Origin of the sequence: Aureimonas sp. SA4125 (assembly GCF_019973775.1) — a bacterium.
Classification (GTDB): domain Bacteria; phylum Pseudomonadota; class Alphaproteobacteria; order Rhizobiales; family Rhizobiaceae; genus Plantimonas.
In genome coordinates this window covers 4644870-4667622 of the sequence record NZ_AP025032.1, presented here as the reverse complement: position 1 = coordinate 4667622, position 22753 = coordinate 4644870, and the positions used below count along the sequence as shown (strand labels likewise).

General features: G+C 66.7%; 23 protein-coding genes and 1 pseudogene. 13 read left to right on the top strand and 11 right to left on the bottom strand.

Annotated features, from left to right (window positions below; translation table 11 throughout):
• Nucleotides 1-61 precede the first annotated feature (61 nt).
• The 3 genes from Sa4125_RS22060 to Sa4125_RS22050 all read left to right on the top strand — a co-directional run bounded on the left by Sa4125_RS22060 (nt 62) and on the right by Sa4125_RS22050 (nt 3130).
• Nucleotides 62-385, top strand: a complete 324-nt coding sequence (locus Sa4125_RS22060) for a phosphoribosyl-ATP diphosphatase (protein WP_224001738.1) — start codon at nt 62-64, stop codon at nt 383-385.
• An 8-nt stretch (nt 386-393) separates the two neighbouring features.
• Nucleotides 394-1350 carry a type I pantothenate kinase gene (gene coaA / locus Sa4125_RS22055; RefSeq protein ID WP_224001736.1) on the top strand — a complete coding sequence of 319 codons (957 nt, stop codon included), beginning with the start codon at nt 394-396 and terminating at the stop codon, nt 1348-1350.
• A 217-nt stretch (nt 1351-1567) separates the two neighbouring features.
• Nucleotides 1568-3130 (top strand): glucan biosynthesis protein, encoded by a 1563-nt coding sequence (locus tag Sa4125_RS22050; RefSeq protein WP_224001734.1) that lies wholly within the window; start codon nt 1568-1570, stop codon nt 3128-3130.
• Between the two features lie 104 nt (nt 3131-3234).
• Here the strand turns inward: Sa4125_RS22050 and Sa4125_RS22045 are convergent, their stop codons facing one another.
• Nucleotides 3235-3936: a LuxR family transcriptional regulator gene (locus tag Sa4125_RS22045; protein WP_224001731.1), complete on the bottom strand. Its 702-nt coding sequence runs from the start codon at nt 3934-3936 to the stop codon at nt 3235-3237.
• A gap of 457 nt (nt 3937-4393) precedes the next feature.
• Between Sa4125_RS22045 and hslU the strand changes: the two genes are divergently transcribed.
• Together hslU and Sa4125_RS22035 are read left to right on the top strand one after the other, a co-directional pair.
• Entirely contained in the window at nt 4394-5701 is a 1308-nt protein-coding gene (hslU, locus tag Sa4125_RS22040; RefSeq protein WP_224001729.1) for an ATP-dependent protease ATPase subunit HslU, read from the top strand.
• Between the two features lie 32 nt (nt 5702-5733).
• A complete protein-coding gene (locus Sa4125_RS22035) occupies nt 5734-6318 on the top strand; it encodes a histidine phosphatase family protein (RefSeq protein WP_224001727.1) in 585 nt (194 codons plus the stop codon).
• A gap of 131 nt (nt 6319-6449) precedes the next feature.
• Here the strand turns inward: Sa4125_RS22035 and Sa4125_RS22030 are convergent, their stop codons facing one another.
• The gene (locus tag Sa4125_RS22030) at nt 6450-7247 is read right to left on the bottom strand and encodes a class II glutamine amidotransferase (RefSeq protein WP_224008129.1); all 798 of its coding nucleotides are present in this window, start codon (nt 7245-7247) and stop codon (nt 6450-6452) included.
• Between the two features lie 197 nt (nt 7248-7444).
• The gene (locus tag Sa4125_RS22025) at nt 7445-7621 is read right to left on the bottom strand and encodes a hypothetical protein (protein ID WP_224001725.1); all 177 of its coding nucleotides are present in this window, start codon (nt 7619-7621) and stop codon (nt 7445-7447) included.
• A gap of 88 nt (nt 7622-7709) precedes the next feature.
• Between Sa4125_RS22025 and Sa4125_RS22020 the strand changes: the two genes are divergently transcribed.
• Nucleotides 7710-8693, top strand: coding sequence for a DUF1402 family protein (locus Sa4125_RS22020; RefSeq protein WP_224001723.1), 984 nt, complete (start codon nt 7710-7712; stop codon nt 8691-8693).
• Between the two features lie 123 nt (nt 8694-8816).
• On the opposite strand, the gene Sa4125_RS22015 is transcribed toward Sa4125_RS22020, so the two are convergent.
• The 3 genes and pseudogenes from Sa4125_RS22015 to hemE form a co-directional block, all read right to left on the bottom strand.
• Complete coding sequence (locus tag Sa4125_RS22015; RefSeq protein ID WP_224001721.1) at nt 8817-9641, bottom strand: alpha/beta hydrolase; 825 nt, start codon at nt 9639-9641, stop codon at nt 8817-8819.
• A 399-nt stretch (nt 9642-10040) separates the two neighbouring features.
• Nucleotides 10041-10457, bottom strand: a pseudogene (gene hemJ / locus Sa4125_RS22010) (protoporphyrinogen oxidase HemJ); the annotation flags it as partial.
• 14 nt (nt 10458-10471) lie between these two features.
• Nucleotides 10472-11500: a uroporphyrinogen decarboxylase gene (hemE, locus tag Sa4125_RS22005; protein WP_224001719.1), complete on the bottom strand. Its 1029-nt coding sequence runs from the start codon at nt 11498-11500 to the stop codon at nt 10472-10474.
• Nucleotides 11501-12031: 531 nt separating this feature from the next.
• Here hemE and Sa4125_RS22000 point away from each other — a divergent pair.
• The 5 genes from Sa4125_RS22000 to Sa4125_RS24265 all read left to right on the top strand — a co-directional run bounded on the left by Sa4125_RS22000 (nt 12032) and on the right by Sa4125_RS24265 (nt 15334).
• Nucleotides 12032-12631, top strand: a complete 600-nt coding sequence (locus tag Sa4125_RS22000; RefSeq protein ID WP_224001717.1) for a Maf-like protein — start codon at nt 12032-12034, stop codon at nt 12629-12631.
• 50 nt (nt 12632-12681) lie between these two features.
• Nucleotides 12682-13584 carry a shikimate dehydrogenase gene (locus Sa4125_RS21995; protein WP_224001715.1) on the top strand — a complete coding sequence of 301 codons (903 nt, stop codon included), beginning with the start codon at nt 12682-12684 and terminating at the stop codon, nt 13582-13584.
• Complete coding sequence (coaE, locus tag Sa4125_RS21990) at nt 13584-14180, top strand: dephospho-CoA kinase (protein WP_224001713.1); 597 nt, start codon at nt 13584-13586, stop codon at nt 14178-14180. Before Sa4125_RS21995 ends, coaE begins: the two co-directional genes overlap by 1 nt.
• A gap of 111 nt (nt 14181-14291) precedes the next feature.
• Complete coding sequence (gene dnaQ, locus Sa4125_RS21985; protein ID WP_224001711.1) at nt 14292-15014, top strand: DNA polymerase III subunit epsilon; 723 nt, start codon at nt 14292-14294, stop codon at nt 15012-15014.
• 197 nt (nt 15015-15211) lie between these two features.
• Nucleotides 15212-15334 carry a hypothetical protein gene (locus Sa4125_RS24265; protein WP_267461348.1) on the top strand — a complete coding sequence of 41 codons (123 nt, stop codon included), beginning with the start codon at nt 15212-15214 and terminating at the stop codon, nt 15332-15334.
• 141 nt (nt 15335-15475) lie between these two features.
• Here Sa4125_RS24265 and Sa4125_RS21980 read toward each other — a convergent pair whose 3' ends face one another.
• The 4 genes from Sa4125_RS21980 to Sa4125_RS21965 all read right to left on the bottom strand — a co-directional run bounded on the left by Sa4125_RS21980 (nt 15476) and on the right by Sa4125_RS21965 (nt 18471).
• Nucleotides 15476-15871 carry a helix-turn-helix transcriptional regulator gene (locus Sa4125_RS21980; RefSeq protein WP_224001709.1) on the bottom strand — a complete coding sequence of 132 codons (396 nt, stop codon included), beginning with the start codon at nt 15869-15871 and terminating at the stop codon, nt 15476-15478.
• Nucleotides 15872-15973: 102 nt separating this feature from the next.
• On the bottom strand, nt 15974-16636 hold the full coding sequence (locus Sa4125_RS21975) for a Smr/MutS family protein (RefSeq protein ID WP_224001707.1): 663 nt from the start codon (nt 16634-16636) through the stop codon (nt 15974-15976).
• Nucleotides 16633-17730: a murein transglycosylase A gene (locus tag Sa4125_RS21970; protein WP_224001705.1), complete on the bottom strand. Its 1098-nt coding sequence runs from the start codon at nt 17728-17730 to the stop codon at nt 16633-16635. Before Sa4125_RS21970 ends, Sa4125_RS21975 begins: the two co-directional genes overlap by 4 nt.
• Nucleotides 17731-17769: 39 nt before the next feature.
• Nucleotides 17770-18471, bottom strand: coding sequence for a Tim44/TimA family putative adaptor protein (locus Sa4125_RS21965; RefSeq protein WP_224001702.1), 702 nt, complete (start codon nt 18469-18471; stop codon nt 17770-17772).
• A 218-nt stretch (nt 18472-18689) separates the two neighbouring features.
• Here Sa4125_RS21965 and Sa4125_RS21960 point away from each other — a divergent pair, with 218 nt between their 5' ends.
• Both Sa4125_RS21960 and secB read left to right on the top strand, forming a co-directional pair.
• A complete protein-coding gene (locus Sa4125_RS21960) occupies nt 18690-19196 on the top strand; it encodes an FxsA family protein (RefSeq protein ID WP_224001700.1) in 507 nt (168 codons plus the stop codon).
• 217 nt (nt 19197-19413) lie between these two features.
• Nucleotides 19414-19911: a protein-export chaperone SecB gene (secB, locus tag Sa4125_RS21955; RefSeq protein ID WP_224001698.1), complete on the top strand. Its 498-nt coding sequence runs from the start codon at nt 19414-19416 to the stop codon at nt 19909-19911.
• A gap of 137 nt (nt 19912-20048) precedes the next feature.
• Here the strand turns inward: secB and Sa4125_RS21950 are convergent, their stop codons facing one another.
• Nucleotides 20049-22580, bottom strand: coding sequence for a membrane-bound PQQ-dependent dehydrogenase, glucose/quinate/shikimate family (locus Sa4125_RS21950; RefSeq protein ID WP_224001696.1), 2532 nt, complete (start codon nt 22578-22580; stop codon nt 20049-20051).
• Nucleotides 22581-22753: the final 173 nt, after the last annotated feature.

Genomic DNA, 22753 nt, shown 5'->3' with positions numbered 1-22753 from the left:
AGGCAGAGGGGGGTACGCCGCCGCTGGCCTCTGTCGAAACGTACCCGACCGGAACCGCCCGATGAGCTTCACCCTCAGCGATCTCGAAGCCATCGTCGCCCAGCGCGCGGTTTCCGGCGACAAAAGCTCCTACACCGCCAAGCTCGCCGCCAAGGGCGTCGCGAAGACCGCCAAGAAGCTCGGCGAGGAGGCGGTCGAGACGGTGATCGCGGCAATTTCGGAAGACGACGCCGCCCTTGTCGGCGAAAGCGCCGACCTCCTCTACCATCTGATGGTCGTCCTGCATCTCCGGAAGGTGCCGCTGGCCGACGTTCTCGCCGAACTCCAGCGCCGCACCGCCGAGACCGGGCTGGAGGAGAAGGCCCGACGGCCTCAGGACGTCTGAGAACGGGCATGGACCAGATGACGCCGTCGAAATTCTCGCCCTACCGCTTCTATTCCGCCGAGGAATGGGCGGCGTTCCGCGCCGGCCAGCCGTTGACGCTGACCGAGGAAGAGGTCACGCGGCTGCGCACCATGGGCGATCCCGTCGATCTCGACGAAGTCGGGCGCATCTATCTCGCCGTCTCGCGCCTCCTCTATGCCCATGTCGAGGCCTCGCAGGGGCTGTTTCGCCAACGGGAAAAATTCCTGGCCCGGACGAAGGCGACGAAGACGCCCTTCATCATCGGCATCGCCGGCTCGGTCGCGGTCGGCAAGTCGACCACCGCGCGCGTCCTGAAGGAGCTGCTCGCGCGATGGCCGACCTCGCCCAAGGTCGACCTCGTCACCACCGACGGCTTCCTGTTTCCCAACGCGGTGCTCGAGGCCGAGGGGCTGATGCAGCGCAAGGGTTTTCCCGAGAGCTACGACGTCGGCACAATCCTGCGCTTCCTCTCCGACATCAAATCGGGCGTGCGCCATGTCGAGGCGCCGGTCTACTCGCACTTCGTCTACGACGTCGTGCCGGGCCGGCACGTCACCGTTGACCAGCCGGACATTCTGATCTTCGAGGGGCTGAACGTTCTCCAGGTGCGCGACCTGCCGAAGGACGGCAAGATCGTGCCCTTCGTCTCCGACTTCTTCGACTTCTCGATCTATATCGACGCCGAGGAGATCGACATCCGGCGGTGGTATGTCGAGCGCTTCATGCGGCTGCGCGAGACGGCCTTCCGCGACGAAGGCTCCTTCTTCCACCGCTACTCCCAGATCAGCGAGGCGGAGGCGCTGGAGATCGCGTTGGGGCTCTGGACCAACATCAACGGGCGAAATCTCTACGAGAACATCCTGCCGACCCGGCCGCGTGCCGACCTGATCCTGCGCAAGGGCTCGGCCCACCGCATCGAGCAGGTGGCCCTGAGGAAACTGTGAGCGCTGCGGCCGGATCGCCTTGCCGGACCTCTGGCGCGGGCGTAACGCTGCAGCCGGCATGAAACCCGTTCCCGGGCGACCACGCCGCGAGCCCGCTTTCGCTTCGACCAACGTACCGGCGAGCCCGGCAGTTCCGGGACAGACCGGGTCGGCCGCAATGCCGCCGCGCTCGTGGCGTTTGACCCGATATGACCGTGCCGATCTCCTGGAGCCCCTCATGGACGTTACCCGCCGCCAGATCCTCGCCTCGCTCGCCGCCCTCGGCGTCGCCCTGCCCTTGCGCGCCGGCGCCGCGACGGCGGATGCGCTGACCTTCGGCGCGCCGCAGCCCTATTCCTTCGACGCGCTGGTCGCCCGCATGCAGGCCCTCGCCGCCGAGGCCTACGTGCCGGAAGTGCCGCGCGCCGGCGACGTGCTCGAGCGCATCGACTACGACCAGCACCAGCGCATCGAATATCTCCGGCAGAACACGCTCGATTTCGACGGCGGCAAGGCGCCGATCCGCTTCTTCCACCTCGGGCGCTATTTCAAGCTGCCCGTCGGCATCCATGTCGTCGACGGCGAGACCGCCCGCCAGGTGACTTATGATCCCGGGCTCTTCCGCATCCCGTCGGACAATCCGGCCAAGGAATTGCCGGACGACATCGGCTTTGCCGGGTTTCGCGTGCTGGAGCCCGATGGCGACCGCGACTGGCTGTCGTTTCTGGGCGCGGCCTATTTCCGCACCTCGGGCGAACTCGACCAGTTCGGCCTCTCGGCGCGGGCGCTGGCCATCGACGTCGCCATGCCGACACCCGAGGAGTTTCCCCGCTTCACCGACTTCTACCTCGCGCCGTCGGACATCGGCGGCCGGATCAAGATCGCCTGCGCGATGAACAGCCCGCGCATCACGGGCGTCCTCGAGATGGACTGCACGAAGGACGGGCCGATCGTGATGGAGATCCGGTCGCGCTATTTCGCCCGCGACGCCATCGAGCGGGTCGGTATCGCGCCCCTCACCTCGATGTTCTGGTATTCCGAGACCGACCGCGAGCGGCGCATCGACTGGCGCCCCGAGATCCACGATTCGGACGGGCTTGCGATCTGGACCGGCGAGGGCGAGCGCCTCTGGCGGCCTTTGAACAACCCGGAGACGGTCATGACCTCGACCTTTTCCGGCAAGGCGCCGCAGGGTTTTGGCCTGCTGCAGCGCGACCGCGAATTCGATCACTACCAGGATGACGGTGTCTTCTACGAGCGCCGCGCCAGCGTCTGGATCGAGCCGAAGGGCGAATGGGGCGACGGCGCCGTGCAGCTCGTCGAGATCCCGACGGATGACGAGATCCACGACAACATCGCCGCCTACTGGCTCGCCGCCAAGCCCGTCGCCAAGGGCGACGCGCTCGCCTACGACTACCGTCTGACCTGGGCGAGGGATGCGCCGCATCCGGTCGCGGCCGGCAAGGTCGTGGCGACGCGGATGGGCCGCGGCGGCATTACCGGCCAGCCACGCCCGCCGGGCGTAACGCGCTTCGTGGTGGATTTCGATGGCGGCGCCATCGCCGCGCTCGACGCCGGGACCCTGGGCGTCGACACGATCGTCGCGGCCTCGCGCGGCACCGTCTCGCTCGCACACTGCTATCGCCTGAAGGTCGGCACCGTCTGGCGCGCCACTTTCGACCTCAAGGTGGACGGCCGAGAGCCTGTGGAACTGCGGCTGTTCCTGAAGAAGGGCGACATCGCGCTGACCGAGACCTGGGCCTACCAGTTCCTGCCTTTGGCGCCGGAAGAGCCGGCCTGAGGCTTTGGGCCGCCTCCCGGCGCGAGGGCGTCAGCGCCGATCGGGCCGATAGGGCCGGGCGGGCATGCCATGGCGGCGGCGGGATGCCGCCGCGCTCCGGGCGCTCAGCTGAGATAGCCCATCTGCGCGGCGATCGCGACGGCGTGGGTGCGGTTGGAGGCGTTCACCTTGCGCGTGGCCGAGGAGAGGTACTGCGAGATCGTGTATTCGGACAGGGACAGGATGATGCCGATCTCCGACGACGTCTTGCCGAGCATGGCGAGCTTCAGGCAGTCACGCTCGCGCGTCGACAGCGGGTTGCTCCGGCGGTTTTCCTCGAAGCGGCAGGCGGCGAGCATGCCGAAGATGGCGAAGGCCGGCAGCTGCAACTCGGCCGCCTGCTCTTCCGAAAGCGGCGGGCCCTCGCCCGCGAGCGCCAGCGCGCCGTGGAACGAGGTCATGCCCTGGATCGGAACATAGATGCCGCTGTGAAAGCCGTGGGCGTTGAGAAGCTGCGCCGGCGGGTTCGGCTCCCCCTCCTCCTCCGCCCCGTGCAGCATCTCGACATCCCAGACGAAGGGCGCCGGCCCCGCCTTCAGCGCCCGGATGACCGGACTGAAGCGCAGCAGGCCGAGCTTTTCGTAAGCCGCGAGGAAGGAAAGTTCCCAGTTGCCGAACAGGAAGCTCAGCGCAGCGCGATTGTCGTCGGCAGCCGGCAGCGTGAAGATGGCAAACCGCCGATAGCCGTACAGAAGGGCCACCTGTTCGACCGCCTGTGCCAGCTGCACCTCTTCCCAGGGACGATCCAGGCGTTGAAGAATCGACATCGCATCGGACATAATCTGCGCGGGCTTCCCCATTTCTTGGATCCCGGCGCCATGGCTGCGCCAGTTCCCGAACCGCCCAGGCCGATGGCCGCCGCGGCTCAAGCGAAACCTGCAGCTGCCACCAGCGTCGACTCACGCACCATAGCGCAAACCGGGAGCGGTCGACCGCTGTTATTTCGTTTTGTCCACGACGCCGGAAGGACGGTCAATCAACTGTTGACGACGTTTGCGTGTATTGACCGGCGATGCAAGGCATCACGGCCTCATGGTCGCGGGCCCACGTGTCGCCGTTCGGCGGGGTACGAGGGTCGGCGCATCGGCTTCCGCCTCCCCGCCTCCCTCCCGGGCGCGACAGTGGCGCTCGGCGGGAAGAGCCCCCATTTGACGACCAACGCCGACCCACGGCGGCAATCTCGCCCGGCCTCCTCTGTCCGGGCCATCTTTCCAAGAGTGATTCATGAGTGACTATTCTCCCCGCGAGATCGTTTCCGAGCTCGACCGCCACATCATCGGCCAGAACGACGCCAAGCGCGCCGTGGCCGTCGCCCTGCGCAATCGCTGGCGCCGCCAGCAGCTGGAGGGATCCTTGCGCGAAGAGGTGATGCCGAAGAACATTCTGATGATCGGGCCGACGGGCGTCGGCAAGACCGAGATCTCGCGCCGCCTCGCGCGCCTCGCCGGAGCGCCGTTCATCAAGGTCGAAGCGACGAAGTTCACCGAGGTCGGCTATGTCGGCCGCGACGTCGAGCAGATCATCCGCGACCTCGTCGAGATCGGCATCGGCCTCGTGCGCGAGAAGAAGCGCGAGGACGTCAAGGCGAAGGCGCATCAGGGTGCCGAGGACCGTGTTCTCGAAGCGCTTGTCGGCAAGACGGCCTCGCCGGCGACGCGCGACAGCTTTCGCAAGAAGCTGCGCTCGGGCGAACTCGACGACAAGGAGATCGACATCGAGGTCGCCGACACGTCAGGCCCGATGGGCGGCATGGAAATCCCGGGCATGCCCGGCGGCATCGGCGTGATGAACATTTCCGAGATGTTGGGCAAGGCGATGGGCGGGCGCACCAAGCAGCGCCGCACCAGCGTGAAGGACAGCTACGCCCTTCTCATCGGCGAGGAATCCGACAAGCTGCTCGACCAGGAGCAGGTCGTCGCCGAGGCGATCGCCTCGGTAGAGAACAACGGCATCGTCTTCCTCGACGAGATCGACAAGGTCGCCAACAACAGGGACAGCCATGGCGGCGCCGGCGTTTCGCGCGAGGGCGTGCAGCGCGATCTCCTGCCGCTCGTCGAAGGCACGACGGTGGCGACAAAGCACGGCCCGGTGAAGACCGACCACATCCTCTTCATCGCGTCGGGTGCGTTCCACGTGTCGAAGCCGTCGGACCTCCTGCCGGAACTGCAGGGCCGCCTGCCGATCCGCGTCGAGCTGCAGGCGCTGACGAAGGACGATTTCCGCCGCATCCTGACCGAGACCGAGGCCTCGCTGATCAAGCAGTACATCGCCCTGATGAAGACCGAGAAGGTCGACCTCGAGATCACGGCCGACGCCATCGACGCCATCGCCGATCTCGCGGTGTCGCTGAACGGCTCGGTCGAGAACATCGGGGCGCGGCGGCTGCAGACGGTCATGGAGCGGGTGCTGGACGAGATTTCGTTCGAGGCGCCGGACAAGCCGGGCGCGACCTACGTCGTGGACGCTGCCTATGTGCACAAGGCCCTGGATGGCATTGCCGGGAACGTCGACCTGTCGCGCTACATCCTGTAGCGCCGCAGATGGCGAGCGGAGACGATCTTGGGATGCGCGGACGGGGCCAGACGGCCTTCTTCATCAGCCATCCCGAAGTCGTGGTGGACCCGGTGCGTCCTGTGCCTGCGTGGCATCTGTCGGATCGCGGCGTGCAGCGGATGCGCGTTTTCGCCGCGAACCCGGACCTTGCTGCCGTCGGCAGCGTGTGGTCGAGCGGCGAGACCAAGGCGGTCGAGGCCGCCGGCATCCTGGCGGCCCATCTCGGGCTCGGTGTGTCTGTCTGTGAACGGCTCGGCGAGAACGACCGGAGCGCCACCGGTTTCCTGCCGCCGGCGGAGTTCGAGGCGATGGCAGATGCCTTCTTTGCCCAGCCGCAGGTCAGCGTGGAGGGATGGGAGAGGGCCATCGACGCGCAGGACCGGATCGTCGCCGCCGTGGATGCCGTGCTGAATCGTGCTCCCCCGGGTGACGTCGCCATCGTTGCGCATGGTGGCGTCGGAACGCTCCTCCTGTGCCGCCTCCAGGACCTTGCGATCAGTCGTTCGGCCGATCAGCCCTTCCAGGGGCACTACTTTTGCTTCGACCGGGCCGCTCGACGGGTCATCCACGGCTGGCGGCCCATCGCGCCCCGCTAAAGCGGGCGAAAAAGTGGGAACCGGCTTTTCGCAGTATCCGGCGCGGCAACTTAGATGCCAGCGCAGGGTGAAAGAGTGGAGTCCGGCTTTTGGCAGGATCCGGCACGGTCAGTCGGCGCCTCGGTCCGTCGTCAGGCGACGAGGGAGCGGGCTGGTTCTGGCGCGTCGATGGTCAAGGCGCTGATGCGCGGGCTGCGGCCAGGGGCGACCGTCAGCACCGTCCCCGACGGCACCAGGCTCCAAGTGCCGGCATTCTCGTCGCAGGGCTCGGAGGCAATCAGCATGCCCTCGCCCGCATGGCGCCAGTAGAGCGAGGGTGGGCGGCCGTCGCTGGCCCAGCGATAGGCGTAAAGCGTCTCGCCGTCGGTATGGACGGCCGCAAAGCGCAGCGGGGCGTCTTCGCCCTCCGTCGCCAAGGTGATCGCCTGCAGCGTCGCGCAGACGGCAGAGACGGGATCGTCGTCGAGACCAAGACCCATGGCTGCCAGAAAGATCGCCTCGGAATCGCTGGTGCCCTTGCGCAAGGGGTAGAGATCGTCGGGGATCAGCGCGTCGACGCGGCGGCGCAGGCGGTCGTAGCTGCCGACCTGGCCGTTATGCATGAAGAGGTGGCGGCCGACGGCGAAGGGGTGGCAGTTGGCCGTCGCCACCTCGCCCGAGGTCGCCGAGCGCACATGGGCGAGAAACAGCCGCGAGCGGATCTGTCGGCAGAGCGAGGCGAGGTTGGCATCCGACCAGGCCGGGAGGATGCCGCGGTAGAGCCCCGGCTCCTCGCATTCACCGTACCAGCCGACGCCACAGCCGTCACCGTTGACCACCGTCTTCGCCTCGCGCGCGGACAGGGACTGGGAGATCAACGAGGTTTTCGGCCGGATCAGAAGATGGTCGAGGAAGACGGGCGTTCCGGTATAGGCGAGAAAGCGGCACATCGGCTTGGTTCTCTGGGGCATGGCCTGAAGGAATGGGTCTCGGCCGCGATGGCCGAAAGACCTAATCTGAGGCTGTAACCCTTTGCGGGGCTGGTCCCGTTCGGGCGTGCCCCGAAGCAAAAAACCCGTCCGCCCCGAGGGAGGCGAACGGGTCCGGCAGACCTCTGCGCCAGCAATGGTGCCGCAGCTCACATCGCCTAGAGATATCCGGCAAACCAGAGGATCAGGATGATCGGGATCGGGATGCCGATCAGCCACATGAGTCCGCCCTTGAACATCGCCGCTCTCCTGTTGCTTCGGTCATCAAACAGGAACAGCAAGGCGAAGGTTCCGCACGCGATCGTGATGGACGTGGCGTCGGGCTGATGTCTCACGTGTGACAGCCCCTCTCTCGACAGGGATTCCCACGGCTTCTAAGGATAGGCATGGCGCCAGCCGTCCTCCCGTCAAGAGAGCAGAACGATGACGCGTGACCGCTTTTCCCGGCTCGCCCCGATCCTGGCCTGCGTCCTGGCATGGCACCTTGTACCGGTTCAGCCGGCCGCGGCGCTCAGCGTCGTGCCGCCGGGCAATCGCCATGCCGAGCAGCCAGGCGTGCCCGCAGCCTCTGCCCGGCGCACGGCCGCGCTGAAGAGCACTTATCAGCTGAAATACGAGAAGATCCGTGACCTCATCGCCGGCAATGCCGATCTGAAGGAGAAGATCGGCAAGGCCGCGCGCGCCTATGGCATCGATCCGATCCATATCGTCGCGGCTCTGGTCGGCGAGCACACCTACAATGTCGACGCGATGGACCGGCTGCAGACCTACTACGTCAAGGCCCTGTCCTATCTCTCGTCGGGTGTCGACTTTGCCCATGACGGCGAGAGCATCGAGGATTTCGTGGCGCGGCCGGAATTTTCGGCCTGTTCCGGCGAGAGCAGCGACGAGGCCGTCTGGAGCTGCCGCGAAACCGTCTTCGACGCCTCCTTCCGCGGCCGGACGGTCGGCGGCCGGTCCTATCCGGACGACCGCTTCGGCGCCGTCTTCTTCCAGCCCTTCTATGCCGGCCAGACCTTCGGTCTCGGCCAGATCAACCCGCTGACGGCACTTTCCTTCTCCGATGTCGTCCACCGCGTGTCCGGTTTTCCCGAGCTGAAGGCGGACAAGGCGCCGGAGGTCTACCAGGCGATCATGGATCCGGACCGGTCGCTCGCCTACATGGCCGCGACGATCAAGGGCGCCATCTCGGCCTATCGCGACATCGCCGGCATGGACATTTCAGATAATCCCGGCATCACCGCGACGCTCTACAATGTCGGCAATGCCCGCAAACGGGCCATCGCGCTGGCAGCCGAAAACCGCCGGCGCGCGGCCGCCGGCGAGGCGCCGAAGCTGCCGGAGGAGAACTATTACGGCTGGCTCGCCAACGACAAGCTGGACGAGCTGCAAACCGCGATCCGGTAGGACGACCGGCGCAGCGGCTCCCGGTCCCGGGCAAAGGCGGAACCTGTATCCCTCCGCCCTTGCCGGCTCGCTTAGACCGCCCGTCGGGGCCATCAAGGCGAGACGGATGCCCCGCCCTCCACCTCAGCTCCTGATGAAGGCGAGAAGATCCGCGTTGATCAACTCGGGATGCGTCGTGCACATGCCGTGGGGCAGGCCCTCATAGGTCTTCAGCGTTCCGTGCTTCAGCAGCTTGACGCTGAGCCGGGCCGAGTTGTCGATCGGAACGATCTGGTCGTCGGTGCCATGGAGAACCAGCACCGGCACGTCGATCTTCTCGAGGTCGGCGGTGAAGTCGGTCTCGGAAAAGGCCTTGATGCAGTCGTAGTGTGCGGCGATGCCGCCCATCATGCCCTGCCGCCACCAGTTGCGCGTGGCGCCTTCGCTGACCTTGGCGCCCTCGCGGTTGAAGCCGTAGAACGGGCCGCTGGCGATATCGAGGTAGAACTGCGCGCGGTTGGCGGCGAGTTGGGCGCGAAAATCGTCGAAGAGGCCGAGCGGCAGACCGCCGGGGTTCGTGTCGGACTGCAGCATGACCGGCGGCACGGCGCCGATGAGCACGGCCTTGGCGACGCGGGCCGTACCGTGCCGGCCGAGATAGCGGGCGACCTCGCCGCCGCCGGTGGAATGGCCGATATGCACGGCCTCCTTCAGGTCGAGGGCTTCGGCGAGAGCCGCGACGTCGTCGGCATAGGTGTCCATCTCGTTGCCGGTCGCCGTCTGTGTCGAACGGCCATGGCCGCGGCGGTCATGCGCGATGACGCGGAACCCCTCTCCCAGGAAGAACTGCATCTGGGCGTCCCAGTCGTCCGCGCTGAGGGGCCACCCATGGTGGAAGACGATGGCCTGGCCCTGCCCCCAGTCCTTGTAGAAAATCTCTATGCCGTCCTTGGTGGTGAGCGTGCCCATTTTCGGTTTCCTGTCAAAGGGTCGGAAAGGCATGGCAGTGTGAACAGCAGTCGAAAGACCGTCAGCGGAATGGCTGCCATCCCGCGGGCGGATCGCAAATCGACCGGCGTGATGCGCGCGTCCGCTGCCGCCCGGCGACAGCATCCGTAAGGGACGATTAATTCTGGAAGGAACGGCGTCGCCGCGCAAGCACCGGGCCGCGCCGCCCGCAACTTTCAGCCAGCCAAAATTGGGCCGGATCTCGAACAGGACCCGAGATCGCCGGCGCAGGGCGGCATGCTTCGCCCCACGACTGCAGCCTCGGGCCAGAACATCCCCGTGCCGAGGGGCAGCCGCGGAGGGGAACGCTCGCCCCCGTCAGCATGCCAAGACCGCGGCTGCACGCCCGCGCCCCTCCGCTCAGAAGGGCTTGACGATCACCAGGATGACGATCAGCACGAGGATCACCGTCGGCACCTCGTTCATGACCCGCCAGTGCAGCGGGCTCTTGACGTTGCGGTCTTCGGCGAACTTGCGGGTGGAGGCCGAGAGGTAGCCGTGGATGCCGGACATCGCCACGACGAGGGCGATCTTGGCATGCAGCCAGCCGCCCTGGAAGGCGAAGGTGGAATAGGCGAGCCAGAGACCGGCGGCCCAGGTGATGATCATCGAGGGCAGCATGATGCCCTTCAGGAGCCGGCGCTCCATCACCTTGAACGTCTCGGACTGCGGCGTGCCGGGGCCGACTTGCGCATGGTAGACGAAGAGGCGCGGCAGATAGAGCATCCCGGCCATCCAGGCGATCACCGCCAAGACGTGCAATGCCTTGATCCAGAGGTCGAATTCCATGTCTAGTTCCTCGTCCGGCGGACCCGCGCGATGAGGGCCTCGACATGTGCGATCGGCGTCTCCGGCGTGATGCCGTGGCCGAGGTTGAAGATCAAGGGGCCGCCACCCAGGGTATCCAGAATCCGGTCGACGCCCTCGTCGAGCGCCCTTCCGCCGGCAACGAGGCGCAGCGGGTCGAGATTGCCCTGCACGGCGCCGCTTTGCTGCAATTCGGCGCCGAAGGAGAGGGGCACCGACCAGTCGAGACCGACGGCATCGACGCCGGTCTTTTCCCGGTAGTTCTTCAGGAGCGGTCCGGCGCCCTTGGCAAAGCCGATGATCTTGGCACCGGGAACGGCGGCCCGAACCTTGTCGACGATCGCCTTCATCGGCGCCACCGAATAGGCCTCGAAGCTCGCCTCGTCGAGAACGCCCGCCCAGGAATCGAAGACCTGCACGCAGTCGGCGCCGGCCTGCAGCTGTCGGATCAGATAGTTCGCCGACATGTCGGCGAGCATCCAGATCAGCTCGGCCATGGCTTCGGGATGGTTATAGGCGAACAGCCGGGCCGGCGCTTGGTCGGGCGTGCCGTGGCCGGCGATCATGTAGGTCGCCACCGTCCAGGGCGCCCCGCAGAAGCCGATGAGCGTGGTCTCCTCCGGCAGTTCCCGGCGCAGCCGCGCGACCGTCGCGATCACCGGCGCCAGATGCGTCTCGGCCCGGCCCGGATCGAGGCCGGCGATTTCGCGTGCCAGGATCGGCGTCAGTTTCGGACCTTCTCCGACGACGAAATGCAGGCCGCGATCGAGTGCATCGGGGATCACCAGGATGTCGGAGAAGAGGATGGCGGCATCGAAGCCGAAACGGCGAATCGGCTGGAGGGTCACCTCGGTCGCCAGAGCCGGATCATAGCACAGATCGAGGAAGCCTCCGGCCTTTTCGCGCACCGCCCGGTATTCCGCGAGATAGCGGCCGGCCTGTCGCATCAGCCACATCGGCGGCGGAAAGACCGTCTCTCCCTCGAGGACCCGCATCATCGAGCGCTTTTCCATGCGGTTTCTCTCCCTCTTTCTTAAAGAAAAGTTTCTAAGGAAATTGATTGTTATTCTAAGAGTCGGTGAATAGCCGGAATCCACAGGAGCGGGAAGCCGGATGCCGGGAACGGGACGGGCAGCGTGCGATGCAGCGACGGGAAGCCGGTGGCGGGCACAGGCGGGGGACAAATCGTTTTTTCCTTACCTGGTAGTGGTTTGGAAAGTGTCCAGCCTGTGCACAAATCGGGCACGGCATCGAGCCGATATGTCGCTGCCGAAGCTTGTCCCCAGGCTTCACAATCAGAAGCGCAAAGCGTCCACAGCGTCCCAGAATGTTGATATGTCGGCGGTTTGGCGGGCCGTTCGCAGGGCCGCGGCGGAGGCCTTGGATAAGTCGGCCGTCATCAACAGGGCCCCGAGAATCGCGGGGGTTGTTGCGATCCTGCCTTGCGTCTTCAGCGCGAATCGAGTCGCGGCGCGGCAAGACGGCTTGCTTGGATCCCCATCAAGCCAGAAGGTTATGAATAAAGTTTTAAGGGAAAACCGATCGTGACCAAGGGTATCCTTCTCGCTTCCGGCAGCAGCTTTCGCCGTGACATGCTGCGCAAGGCCGGCGTCGACATCACCGTCGAGGCCTCGACGCTCGACGAGCGGGCGCTCGAAGCGCCGCTGCAGCAGTCGGGAACCTCGCCCGAGGATGTCGCCCTGATCCTGGCCGAGGCGAAGGCGATGGACGTGTCCGGTCGCCATCCCGGCCTTCTCGTCATCGGCGCAGACCAGACGCTGTCGCTCGGCGACCGGGTGTTTCACAAGCCGGCCGACATGGAGGCTGCGCGGCGGAACCTGCTTGCTCTGTCGGGTCAGACGCACCGGCTGAACAGCGCGGTCGTGCTGGTGCGCGACGGCACTGTCGTCTGGCGCCATGTCGGCGTCGCCGAACTCACCATGCGCGCCCTCGATCCCCGCTTCATCGGCCGCTATCTGGCAGCGGTGAAGGAGCGCGCGCTCGGCAGCGTCGGCGCCTACCAGATCGAGGCCGAGGGAATCCAGCTGATGGAGCGCGTCGAGGGCGACATCTTCACCATCATCGGCCTGCCCCTGCTGCCGCTTCTGGCCGAACTGCGTGCGCTCGGCGAGATCGACGGGTAAGAAGCCTCGAGGCGGCGCCGTGCCGCCGCTAGAACGCCAGGGATGCCCGCATGACCCAGCATGTCTTTGCCGACGACGAGACCCTTCGCCAGACCATCGAAGGCCCGCGGGCCTTCGTGACCGGCTGGCCTGTCTGGCATTCGCGCTCGCCTCTCATCCACGGTGCCTGGCTGAAGCAGTTCGGCCTTTCCGGCTCCTACGAACGGCTTGGAATTCCGCCGGAGGAGATCGGCGACTTCCTCGCGGACTTTGCCGGCAACGGCTTCGTCGGCGGCAATGTCACCCTCCCGCACAAGGAAACGGTGTTCTCGCTCGTCGAACGCCGGGATGCGGCGGCGCAAGCCATCGGCGCGATCAACACGCTCTGGCTGGAGGAGGGAAAGCTCACCGGCGGCAACACGGATGCCTATGGCTTTGCCGCCAATCTCGACGCGCTCCTGCCGGGCTGGGACGCGGCCGAGGAAGCGCTGGTGCTGGGGGCAGGCGGCGCCGCCCGCGCCGTGGTGTTCGCTTTGCTCGACCGGGGCATTGGCCGTGTGCGCATCGTCAACCGTACGGCGGCGCGGGCCGCAGCCATCGCCGAGAGCTTTGGGCCGAGAGTCTCCGGGCATGGCGAGGACGAGCGCGAAACGCTGCTGTCGCGCGCCGATCTTCTCGTCAACACCGTGCCGGTGCCGCCCAAGGAGCCCGACGAGGAAAAATACGGCTGGTCGCCGCCGCTGCCGGATCTCTCCGGCCTGTCCGACAAGGCTCTCGTCACCGACATCGTCTATGTCCCGCTGGAGACGCCGACGATCGCCGCCGCGCGGGCGCGGGGTCTGACGGTCGCCGACGGGCTCGGAATGCTCCTGCACCAGGCCGTGCCGGGCTTCGAGCGCTGGTTCGGGCAGCGGCCAACCGTGGACGCGGCGCTGAGGGCGCTGGTCGTCGCCGATATCGACCGGGAGGGCTGATGCTCGTTCTCGGCCTCACCGGATCGATCGGCATGGGCAAGTCGGCGACGGCTGCCATGGCGGAGGCCGCGGGCATTCCGGTCCATTCGGCCGATGCGGCGGTCCATCGTCTCTATGCCGGGCCGCTCGCCGCGCCGATCGAGGCACTGTTTCCGGGCACCACGAGGGACGGCGTCGTCGACCGCGAAGCGCTGGCCAGGCGCGTCCTCGGCGATCCCAGGGCGATGATGGCGCTGGAGGCGCTCGTCCATCCCATGGTTCGCGCCGAAGAGGCAGCTTTCCTCGATGCCTGCCGCGCGGTCGGCGAAAAGCTGGTCCTTCTCGACGTGCCGCTGCTGTTTGAATCCGGACGGACCGGCGCCGTCGACAGGATCCTCGTCGTCAGCGCTCCCGCCGCGGTCCAGCGGGAACGCGTCCTTGCCCGGCCGGGAATGACGGTGGAGAAGTTCGAGGCCATTCTTGCCCGGCAGATGCCGGATGCGGAGAAGCGTGCGAAAGCCGACTACGTCATCGACACGTCGAAAGGTCTGGCGGCGGCCGAGCGCGATCTTCACGCCATCATCGCCGATCTTCTCGGGCATGACCGTCGAACTTAAGAACAAAGAAAGAACATCTGGAGCAGAGTGGGGATAATCCTGTCGTCTTCACGCGCGCCGCTTGAACTGGCGGCGGCGATTGGCGACTGCTGGGTGCAGTCTGGAGAAACCATGCGCGAGATCGTCTTCGATACGGAAACCACCGGGCTCGATTTTGCCGAAGACCGGGTGATCGAGATCGGCGCGGTCGAGCTCTGGAACCATATCCCGACGGGCCGGGAGTGGCATTGCTTCGTTTCGCCCGGCAGCCGCCGGGTCGATCCCGGCGCCTTCGACGTGCATGGCATCTCCAACGATTTCCTGAAGGACAAGCCCGGCTTTGCCGCCGTGGTCGAAGCGATGCTCGACTTCTTCGGCGACGCGACGCTGATCGCCCACAACGCCTCCTTCGACATGCGTTTTCTCAATGCCGAACTGGCCCGCGTCGGCCGGCCGCCGCTGGATCCCGGCCGCATCGTCGACACGCTGCAGATGGCGCGGCGGAAATTTCCGATGGCACCGGCGACCCTCGACGCTCTCTGCTCGCGCTTCTCGATCGACACGACGAAGCGCGACAAGCATGGCGCCCTCGTCGATTCGCTGCTTCTCGCCGGCGTCTATATCGAACTCATCGGCGGCAGGCAGGCGGCGCTCGGCCTGGTTTCCTCGCACCAGGAAGAACAGCGCGACGCCGACGGCGCGGTGATCCGCATCCAGCCCCGCCAGGTCCCGCTCCCCCCGCGCGTGACGGCGGACGAGGCGGCGCGTCACCGCGCCTTCGTCGAGACGCTGGGGAGCGAGGCGCTGTGGCTGTCCATCCTGCCCGCCGAAGCGACGCTGGCGGCTGCGGGCTGACGGCCCGAGCGCGGCGGAACGGGTAAGGCCGCCATCCGTTTTCCTTGACTGACAGGGAGCACGACGCCATGACTGACATAGATCGATCCACCAAAACTCTTCCGGGTGTCTTGCCGGCTGGCCCAAAGCCGGCGAAAGACGACGTCTCGGTCGCGTCAGAGACGGCAGAGACTGGGCAGCCGGGGCATGCCGGTGGCTTGGCGTCGCATTTCGTGCGCCGGACCGACAACAGCTACAACGGCACGCCCGATCCCAGCCTGATCGGCGACGATATCGGTGACGACCTGTTCGACGAGAACGGCGATCCGATCGAGGACTGAAGTCTAGCCAACGTTGTCTAGATGGATATCCCGACGGGATACACACCGCGAGAGCGTTGGTGCATCTCTGTGGGAAGCAGTGCAGCTCTCATCAGGTAGGGCCGCACCCGATGCATCGGCGAGCATCCGCTGGAACCGTCCTTACCGGCGACGTTTCGACCTTTGAAGCAGGGCCGCCCGCGCCGAAGCTTCTTCCAAAAGCGTGAGCAGGCTCGAAATGTCCTCTTGCGACAGCGTGCCGATCGATTCCGCCAGCCGGTTGGCAAGTTCGGTCGCCTGCGGGCTGAGACCGGCGGTCTCGACGCTGATCTTAGGATGCGACAGCGCCGACAGGCGCTCCAGTTCTTCCGCGTCGTCCCAGATCACGTTGAGATAGCCGATGATCCGCTGCAGCATCTGCCAGGTCGGCCGGCCACGTCGGCCGTGCTCGAGCGCGGAAAGGTAGGCGCTGGACACGCCGAGGGCTCTCGCCATGTCGCCCTGCGTCACGCCGCGCTCGCGCCGCAGCGCACGAATTCTTTCGCCAAAGGGAGTCATGCGACGAAGGGAGTCATGCGACGAGCCGTCGAAGGATTGCGGGACAGGGACCGATCATCGCGCGCCGAAGGGAATGCTGGCAACGGCGCTCTCCCGCCAGCGTCATCGCCGCCGAACCCGGACGTAGAAGGCGCCGTCGCCGCCATGGCCACGCTCGGCCGGTTCGAAGCCCGCGACGAGCGGCCGGAACTCGGCCGTGTCGAACCAGTGTGGCAGCGAGCGCTTGATCACGCCGCGCGATCCGAACGAAGCACCCCGGCCGGTGATGACGAGGACATGGCGCATGCCGTCGGCCTGTGCCCGCCTGAGGAAACCGAGAAGGGCATAGTGGGCGACGATCTGCGACTTGTCGTGCAGGTCGATGCGCCCCTCGATCGCCAGCCGGCCCTTGCCGAGCTTCCTGGTCACCGGCCGTTCGATCGGATGCAGCGTCGGCACTTTCCGCTTCAGCGCGGGCGCCTGGTAAGCGGGCATCCGCGTCGCCGCCGGCACTGCCGACGTCGGGTGCGGCGGCATGGGCTCGGGCGAGGCGGCAGCGGTCTTGACCGCCGACGCCGAGACCGCTGCCGCGATGCGACGGGCGATGGCCTTGGGGAGGGCACTCTTGCGGGACGGTGCAGGGGCTGCCGGCACCGCTTTTCCCGCGACGATCTGCTTTCCCGCAGCAACCTCCGGCACGACCTTCCCCGGCAGAGGCTGGGTCTGTCTGGCGATGCCGGCCCACAAACGTGCCTCCTCGTCGCTGAGGTCTCGCCGCCGCCTCACCGACCGAGCCTTTCATGAAGCGCCGTCGGCAGCAGCAGGGTGAAATCGCCGGGGTGGCGGACGCGTCCGGCAAGGCGTCCGGCAGCCTCGCCCGAGCCTACGAAAATGTCGGCCCGCGCGGGTCCGAGGATCGCCGAGCCGGTATCCTGGGCGATCATCAGGCGTTGAAACGGCGCTTCGCCGAGGACGAGCGACGGTGCGTCGATGAAGATGGGCGTTCCGAACGTGTGGAGAAGGCGGTCGACGGCGATCGAGGCCATCGGCGTCAACGGCACCTTCGCTGCCGCCACCGGGCCGAGGCTCTCGTCCTCGACGACGGCCTCGCGGAAGAAGATGAAGGAGCGGTTGCGGTCGAGAAGCGAGCGGACACGGGTCGGATGTGCCGCGAGCCAGGTGCGGATGCCGTCCATGTCGGCTTCAGCAAGCGTCAGTTCGCCCTCTTCGACGAGGATCCGGCCGATCGCGGTGAAGGGATGACCGGTCTTGGCTGCATAGGTGACGCGCAGCCGCCGCCCGTCGGAAAGGCGAAGGCGTGCCGAGCCCTGGATATGGATGAAGAAGGCATCGACCGGACTGTCGAGCCAGGCGATCTCAAGCCCCTGACCGGCCAGATGACCGGCTTCGATCTGGCCGCGGTCGGGATATTCGTCGAGGCGTCCATCCTCGTTCTGCCGGGCGAAGCGGAAATATGCGTCGAGACCCTCCGGCCGTGTCGCGTCGTCCACCTTCACGAGATCGGCCGGGGGCCGGTAGAGCGGAAAGCGGAAGCGCGCATCGGGCACGAGCGCCGCCTCGACCTCCGGCTCGTAATAGCCGGTGAGAAAACCCCGCGAACCCGGCTCGGCCGGTGACAGCAAGGCGGGCTGAAAATGCGTCTCGAAAAAATCTCGCGCCGTGTCGGGGCTGGCGGTCCGCGCCGCCTCGGCCGCGGGAAGGAACGCTCCGGGCTCGATCCCGAGGCTTCCCGGGTCGACGGCGCCCGCGAGAAACCGCGCGGCAGAGCGCCGGAACGCTGCGAGCGCATCGCGATGGTCGGCACCGTTCCAGGCAGCGAGATCGGCAAACGTCCTTCGCGACAGAAGCGGGGTCAGCATGGCGTCTGGCTCACGGGGTTGGCGTCGACGGCAGTCGGCTCAAGCCGACTGGGTTTCCACCAGCTTCCAGTTCGGATCGCGCGAACGCACGTCGCGGGCGAAGGTCCAGACGTCGCGAACCTCCACCACCGTTTCCGGATCGCCGTCGACCAGTTCGCCCGTGGCCGACTTCACCGATGAGATCAGCTGCGAGACGAGGTTCACGGTGACCAGCACCTCGCGGTCCCTCACGGCGGCGGAGACGATACGGGCATTGTCGATGCCGATGAAGACCGACGTCATCGTCTCGTTGCGGCTTTCGCGATCGGTGATGGCGCTCTCGAAACCCTGATAGGCCTCCTGCGAGAGAAGACCGCGCAGCGTCTTGCGGTCGCCCGTCGCGAATGCCGTGACGATCATCTCATAGGCGACCTTGACGCCTTCAAGGAATTGTTTGGGCGCAAACGAGGCGTCGGCATCCTGGACGCGGCGCAGTTCCGCATTGACCGGATCACCGACGGGAACGATAGAGTCGATCTCGGCATAGGGTTCGGCCGCAACGGCCTCGATGACGGTTCCCTCGCGGCGGCTCGGCAGGGTGATGACATTACCCTGTTGTGTCGGGCCATCGACCTTCTTTTCCGGCCGCGTGTAGGGGTCGAAGGGCTGACGCTCGTTGCCCGTGCGGCGGCCCAGAACGTTGCGCAGCTGAAACAGCACGATCGCCGCTACGATGATGAAGAAGATCGTGCCGAAGGTCATCGTGTTCGCATTCCTGTCTGATCGGGGCGGTCTTGTAGGGTCGGGTCGGGCTGGCCGATGCCAACCACGCCGCATCTGATGGCCGTCATATAAGAAACTGGGCGGCGCATTCAAATCCTTGTCTGGTGATCCTATCTACTTTGTGACGAACGGTGCCGGAAAACTTTCGTTCGCCTTGCGAATGAAGCGACTGATCGTTGGGGAACACGGAGAAACCTATGCCGCTCTCACTCATTCCGCTGATGCTTCTGATCGTTCCGATCCTGGAAATTACCGTCTTCCTCCTGGTCGGCAACCTGATCGGCCTCTGGCCCACGCTGGGTCTCGTGATCGGCAGCGCCATTCTCGGGGCCTTGCTGCTGCGCTCGCAGGGGATCTCGACACTGTCGCGCATTCAGAAGGAAGTCGCCGCGGGTCGTATGCCGGGCCGCGAGATGGTGCATGGGGTGATGATCGTCGTTGCCGGCGTCCTCCTGCTGACGCCTGGCCTCATCACCGACACCATCGGCTATCTCCTGTTCGTTCCGGCCATTCGCGATGCGGGCTGGCGCTTTCTGAAAGGTCGCATCGTCGCCGTCCCGATGGGCGGGGGCTGGCGCCGCGACCCGGCGGCCCCGCCGCAGCCGATGCCCGGCGTCGTCGAACTGGAGGTCGAGGACTTCGAGCGCCGCCCAGCCTCGCCGAATTCGCCCTGGTCCGACGGCCGGGGCGGTACGCTGCACTGACCGGCACCGCCTCTGCAGCACGCGTCTGGCCCGCCGCGGGGACGCTGCGCCGCTGGGCGAAACTTGTCTCCCAGGGTGCGAAGTGTTAGCGCTCCGGCACGCGGCGGGTCACCCAACCCGTGCCGGCCCCTGACGGCGCGGCGTGCGGAGCGACATCACGGCGGAGGCAGCCGCGCCGCGGCGCCTGTCCGGCCAGAGCACGAAAGCGGAGATATCCATGTCCCATATCGATCCGGCAACCAACGGCGCTCTCAAAGACGCCCCGGCACCGTCCATCAACATCCTCGCCCAGTACATCAAGGACTTCTCCTTCGAGAGCCCGAACGCGCCGGCGGCCCTGCGCAATCAGGGCAAGGCGCCCGGCATCAACATCGGCGTCAATGTCGGCGCCAATCCGGTCAATGCCGAAGAGGGCGACTACGATATCAAGCTGTCGCTCACCGCAAATGCCGGCGAGGGCAAGGACATGCTGTTCCATGTCGAGCTGGAATATGGCGGCGTCTTCCGCCTGCAGAATTTTCCGCAGGAGCACCTCCTGCCCGTGCTCTTCATCGAATGCCCGCGGCTGCTCTTTCCCTTCGCGCGCCAGATCGTCGCCGACGTCACCCGCAATGCCGGCTTCCCGCCGCTGATGATCGACCCGATCGATTTCGCCGCGCTGTTCACCCAGCGCATGGCCGAGGAACGCGCCAAGGCGCAGGTCCAGTCGGCCTGACGCTTCCGGGATAAGCGGACGATCTGCAGACATGAAGAAGGGCGCCGTGGCGCCCTTCTTCATGTCTTGACCTTCGCGGCCGATGCCACACGGCTGGTGGCGAGCCCTGAAGGTCTTGCCTCCAGACCCTGTTATGCTCAGCCCGCGGGCAGCTTGTAGGCGATGATCGAGTCGCCCATCTTGGTGCCGAGCGAGCCATGGCCGCCGGCGACGACCAGGACATACTGGCGGCCATCCCTGCCCGTATAGGTCATCGGCGTCGACTGGCCACCGGCCGGCAGCCGCGACTCCCAAAGCTGTTCGCCGGTCGAGACGTCATAGGCCCTGAGATACTGGTCGAGCGTGCCTGACAGGAAGGCGACGCCGCCCGCGGTCATCACCGGGCCGCCAAGGTTTGGCACGCCCATCTTGAACGGCAGCGGGATCGGCGATGAATCGCGCACGGTGCCGTTCTTGTGCATCCACAGGACCTTGCCGGTGGTGAGATCGGCGGCCGCGACATAGCCCCAGGGCGGCGCCTGGCAGGGCAGGCCGAGAACCGAGGTGAAGGCGCTCAGCTTGATCGCGAAGGGCGCGCCGAAATTCTCGTTCAGCGAGGGCAGGGCGCCCGCCGGCTTCTGGCCGCCGTCCTGGACGTAGAGCGTTTCGTCGTCCGCGCGCGGCACCAGTTGCGAGGTGAAGGCGAGGTAGGTGGGGGTGGTGAAGGCGATCTGGCGCTGCGGGTCGACGGCGACGCCGCCCCAGTTGAAGACGCCGAAATTGCCGGGATAGATCAGCGAGCCCTGTTCGGACGGTGGCGTGTAGCGGCCGTCGTAGCGCAGGCTCTTCAGGGCGATGCGGCAGGCGAGCTGGTCGAACATGGTGGCGCCCCACATGTCCCTGCCGGTCAGCTCCGGCGGGTCGTAGCTCAGCGCCGATGTCGGCTGCGTCGCGGCTGTCCGGTCGCCGGGCGCGGCACCTTGCGGCGCCGGGATTTCGGTCACCGGCAGGACCGGCGTGCCGGTGCGGCGGTCGAGGACGAAGATCTCCCCCTGCTTGGTCGGCTGCACGAGCGCCGGGACGGTCTCGCCCTGGATGGTGAGGTCGATCAGGCTTGGCTGCGAGGGAACGTCGTAGTCCCAGAGATCGTGATGGACGGTCTGAAAGACCCAGCGAACCTCGCCGGTGGCGATGTCCAGCGCGACGACCGAGGACGAGAAGCGCTCGACTTCCGGCGTGCGGTTGCCACCCCACTGGTCCGGCGGCTGGTTGCCCATCGGGATGTAGACCATGCCCAGTGCCTCGTCGACGCTCGAGATCGACCAGGAGTTCGGCGAGTTCGGTGTGTAGGTCTGCCCTTCCGGCAGCGGCGCCGTCTGGTCGGGCTTGGCGCTGTCCCAGGCCCAGACGAGGTCGCCGGTATCGACGTCATAGCCGCGAATGACGCCCGACGCTTCCGCCGTCGACACATTGTCCAGAACGGTGCCGGCGACGATGATCATGTTGGCGGTGACGACGACCGGGGATGTCGAGTAATAGGCGCCGGGATTGACGTTGGGCATCTGCGACCAGCGATCGAGCTGTCCGTCGCCGCCGCCAAAATCGGCGCAGACGGCGCCGGTGTCGGGGTTGAGGGCGATGAGGCGGCCGTCGGCCGTCGGCATGAAGAGTTTCGCGCCGCAGGATGCGGTGGTGTTTGCGGCGGTCGCCGCTGCGACCGGCAGGTCCGGGTCGGCCGGATCTGCGGCGGTCGCGGTGGCGTCGGCAGGGGTGGTCAAGGGTGCCGGGGGGGCCTGCGACGCGGCGGCGGCCTGCGTCGCGGCTGCCGGCGACGCCGATGCGGCGTGGTAGGAGAGGCCGCGGCAGGTCAGGTGCTGCAGCGCCAGTGCGCCCTGGATCTTCGGATCGTAGCGCCAGACTTCCTCGCCGGTGTCGGCGTCGAGCGCGATGACGTTCTGGTGCGGCGTGCAGAGGAAAAGGCGGTCGCCGATCTTCAGCGGCGTCACCTCGAAGGTCGTCTCGACCGGATCGCCCGGCTGCTTCTCGTCGCCGGTCTCATAGGTCCAGGCGGTCTCGAGCAGGGCGACATTCTCCGGCGTGATCTCGGTGAGCGGCGAGAAGCGCTGGCCCATGCCGGTGCGCCCATACGCCTGCCACTCGCCGTCGGGCATGGTCGCATCCGGGCTGGACGCGGCCGTGCGCTCCGGCACGGTGCCCTCGATGTCGTGCAGGTCGGTGAACCAGGAGGTCACGCCGACGGCGAGCACGAGAAGCAGCGACAGGCTGAGGGCCAGGCCACCGCCGCGCCAGGCGCCGGGTGGCGTCGCGGTCCCGTCCATGGCCGTGCGCACGTCGGGCACGAACAGCGAGCGGGTGACCCAGGGCGTGAGGAGCAGCAGGCCGAGAAGGAAGATCAGGTCGCCGCGCGCGGCCAGCGGCCACCAGTCGAAGCCGACCTCCCACAGCGCCCAGACGAGGGTCCCCGCGACCAGCGCCGCGTAGACCCACAGGGCCGCCGGGCGGCGCGCGACGAGCAGCGCCGCCGTCGCCGCGAAGCCGATCGCCACGGCTGCATAGTACCAGGAGCCGCCGAGCGTGATCAGCCAGATGCCGCCGACCGCGCTTGCAAGACTGAAAAGCACAAGCAGCGCAACGGCGACCCAGAGGGCGGGATGGCGGCGGTGAAACATGAATCTGTCCTTCTGCGGCTTCGTCGGAACGACGTCCCGGCCCGGCGCTCGCTGAAAGCTGTCCGGCTGCCGGTTCCTGTTCGACGGCGGCGAGGGCCGATAAGGCCTTGAGGTGCCACCTAGTCGCCCCGTGCTGCATGAAAAGGGCATGGCCCCGGCATTTTGCGGTCCAA

Excerpts from the sequence above, each read along its gene's own strand:
- Sa4125_RS22060 (WP_224001738.1), top strand. The coding sequence starts at position 62 with ATGAGCTTCACCCTCAGCGATCTCGAAGCCATCGTCGCCCAGCGCGCG.
- coaA (WP_224001736.1), top strand. The coding sequence starts at position 394 with ATGGACCAGATGACGCCGTCGAAATTCTCGCCCTACCGCTTCTATTCC.
- Sa4125_RS22050 (WP_224001734.1), top strand. The coding sequence starts at position 1,568 with ATGGACGTTACCCGCCGCCAGATCCTCGCCTCGCTCGCCGCCCTCGGC.
- Sa4125_RS22045 (WP_224001731.1), bottom strand. The coding sequence starts at position 3,936 with ATGTCGATTCTTCAACGCCTGGATCGTCCCTGGGAAGAGGTGCAGCTG.
- hslU (WP_224001729.1), top strand. The coding sequence starts at position 4,394 with ATGAGTGACTATTCTCCCCGCGAGATCGTTTCCGAGCTCGACCGCCAC.
- Sa4125_RS22035 (WP_224001727.1), top strand. The coding sequence starts at position 5,734 with ATGCGCGGACGGGGCCAGACGGCCTTCTTCATCAGCCATCCCGAAGTC.
- Sa4125_RS22030 (WP_224008129.1), bottom strand. The coding sequence starts at position 7,247 with ATGTGCCGCTTTCTCGCCTATACCGGAACGCCCGTCTTCCTCGACCAT.
- Sa4125_RS22020 (WP_224001723.1), top strand. The coding sequence starts at position 7,710 with ATGACGCGTGACCGCTTTTCCCGGCTCGCCCCGATCCTGGCCTGCGTC.
- Sa4125_RS22015 (WP_224001721.1), bottom strand. The coding sequence starts at position 9,641 with ATGGGCACGCTCACCACCAAGGACGGCATAGAGATTTTCTACAAGGAC.
- hemE (WP_224001719.1), bottom strand. The coding sequence starts at position 11,500 with ATGGAAAAGCGCTCGATGATGCGGGTCCTCGAGGGAGAGACGGTCTTT.
- Sa4125_RS21995 (WP_224001715.1), top strand. The coding sequence starts at position 12,682 with ATGACCCAGCATGTCTTTGCCGACGACGAGACCCTTCGCCAGACCATC.
- coaE (WP_224001713.1), top strand. The coding sequence starts at position 13,584 with ATGCTCGTTCTCGGCCTCACCGGATCGATCGGCATGGGCAAGTCGGCG.
- dnaQ (WP_224001711.1), top strand. The coding sequence starts at position 14,292 with ATGCGCGAGATCGTCTTCGATACGGAAACCACCGGGCTCGATTTTGCC.
- Sa4125_RS21980 (WP_224001709.1), bottom strand. The coding sequence starts at position 15,871 with ATGACTCCCTTTGGCGAAAGAATTCGTGCGCTGCGGCGCGAGCGCGGC.
- Sa4125_RS21970 (WP_224001705.1), bottom strand. The coding sequence starts at position 17,730 with ATGCTGACCCCGCTTCTGTCGCGAAGGACGTTTGCCGATCTCGCTGCC.
- Sa4125_RS21965 (WP_224001702.1), bottom strand. The coding sequence starts at position 18,471 with ATGACCTTCGGCACGATCTTCTTCATCATCGTAGCGGCGATCGTGCTG.
- Sa4125_RS21960 (WP_224001700.1), top strand. The coding sequence starts at position 18,690 with ATGCCGCTCTCACTCATTCCGCTGATGCTTCTGATCGTTCCGATCCTG.
- secB (WP_224001698.1), top strand. The coding sequence starts at position 19,414 with ATGTCCCATATCGATCCGGCAACCAACGGCGCTCTCAAAGACGCCCCG.
- Sa4125_RS21950 (WP_224001696.1), bottom strand. The coding sequence starts at position 22,580 with ATGTTTCACCGCCGCCATCCCGCCCTCTGGGTCGCCGTTGCGCTGCTT.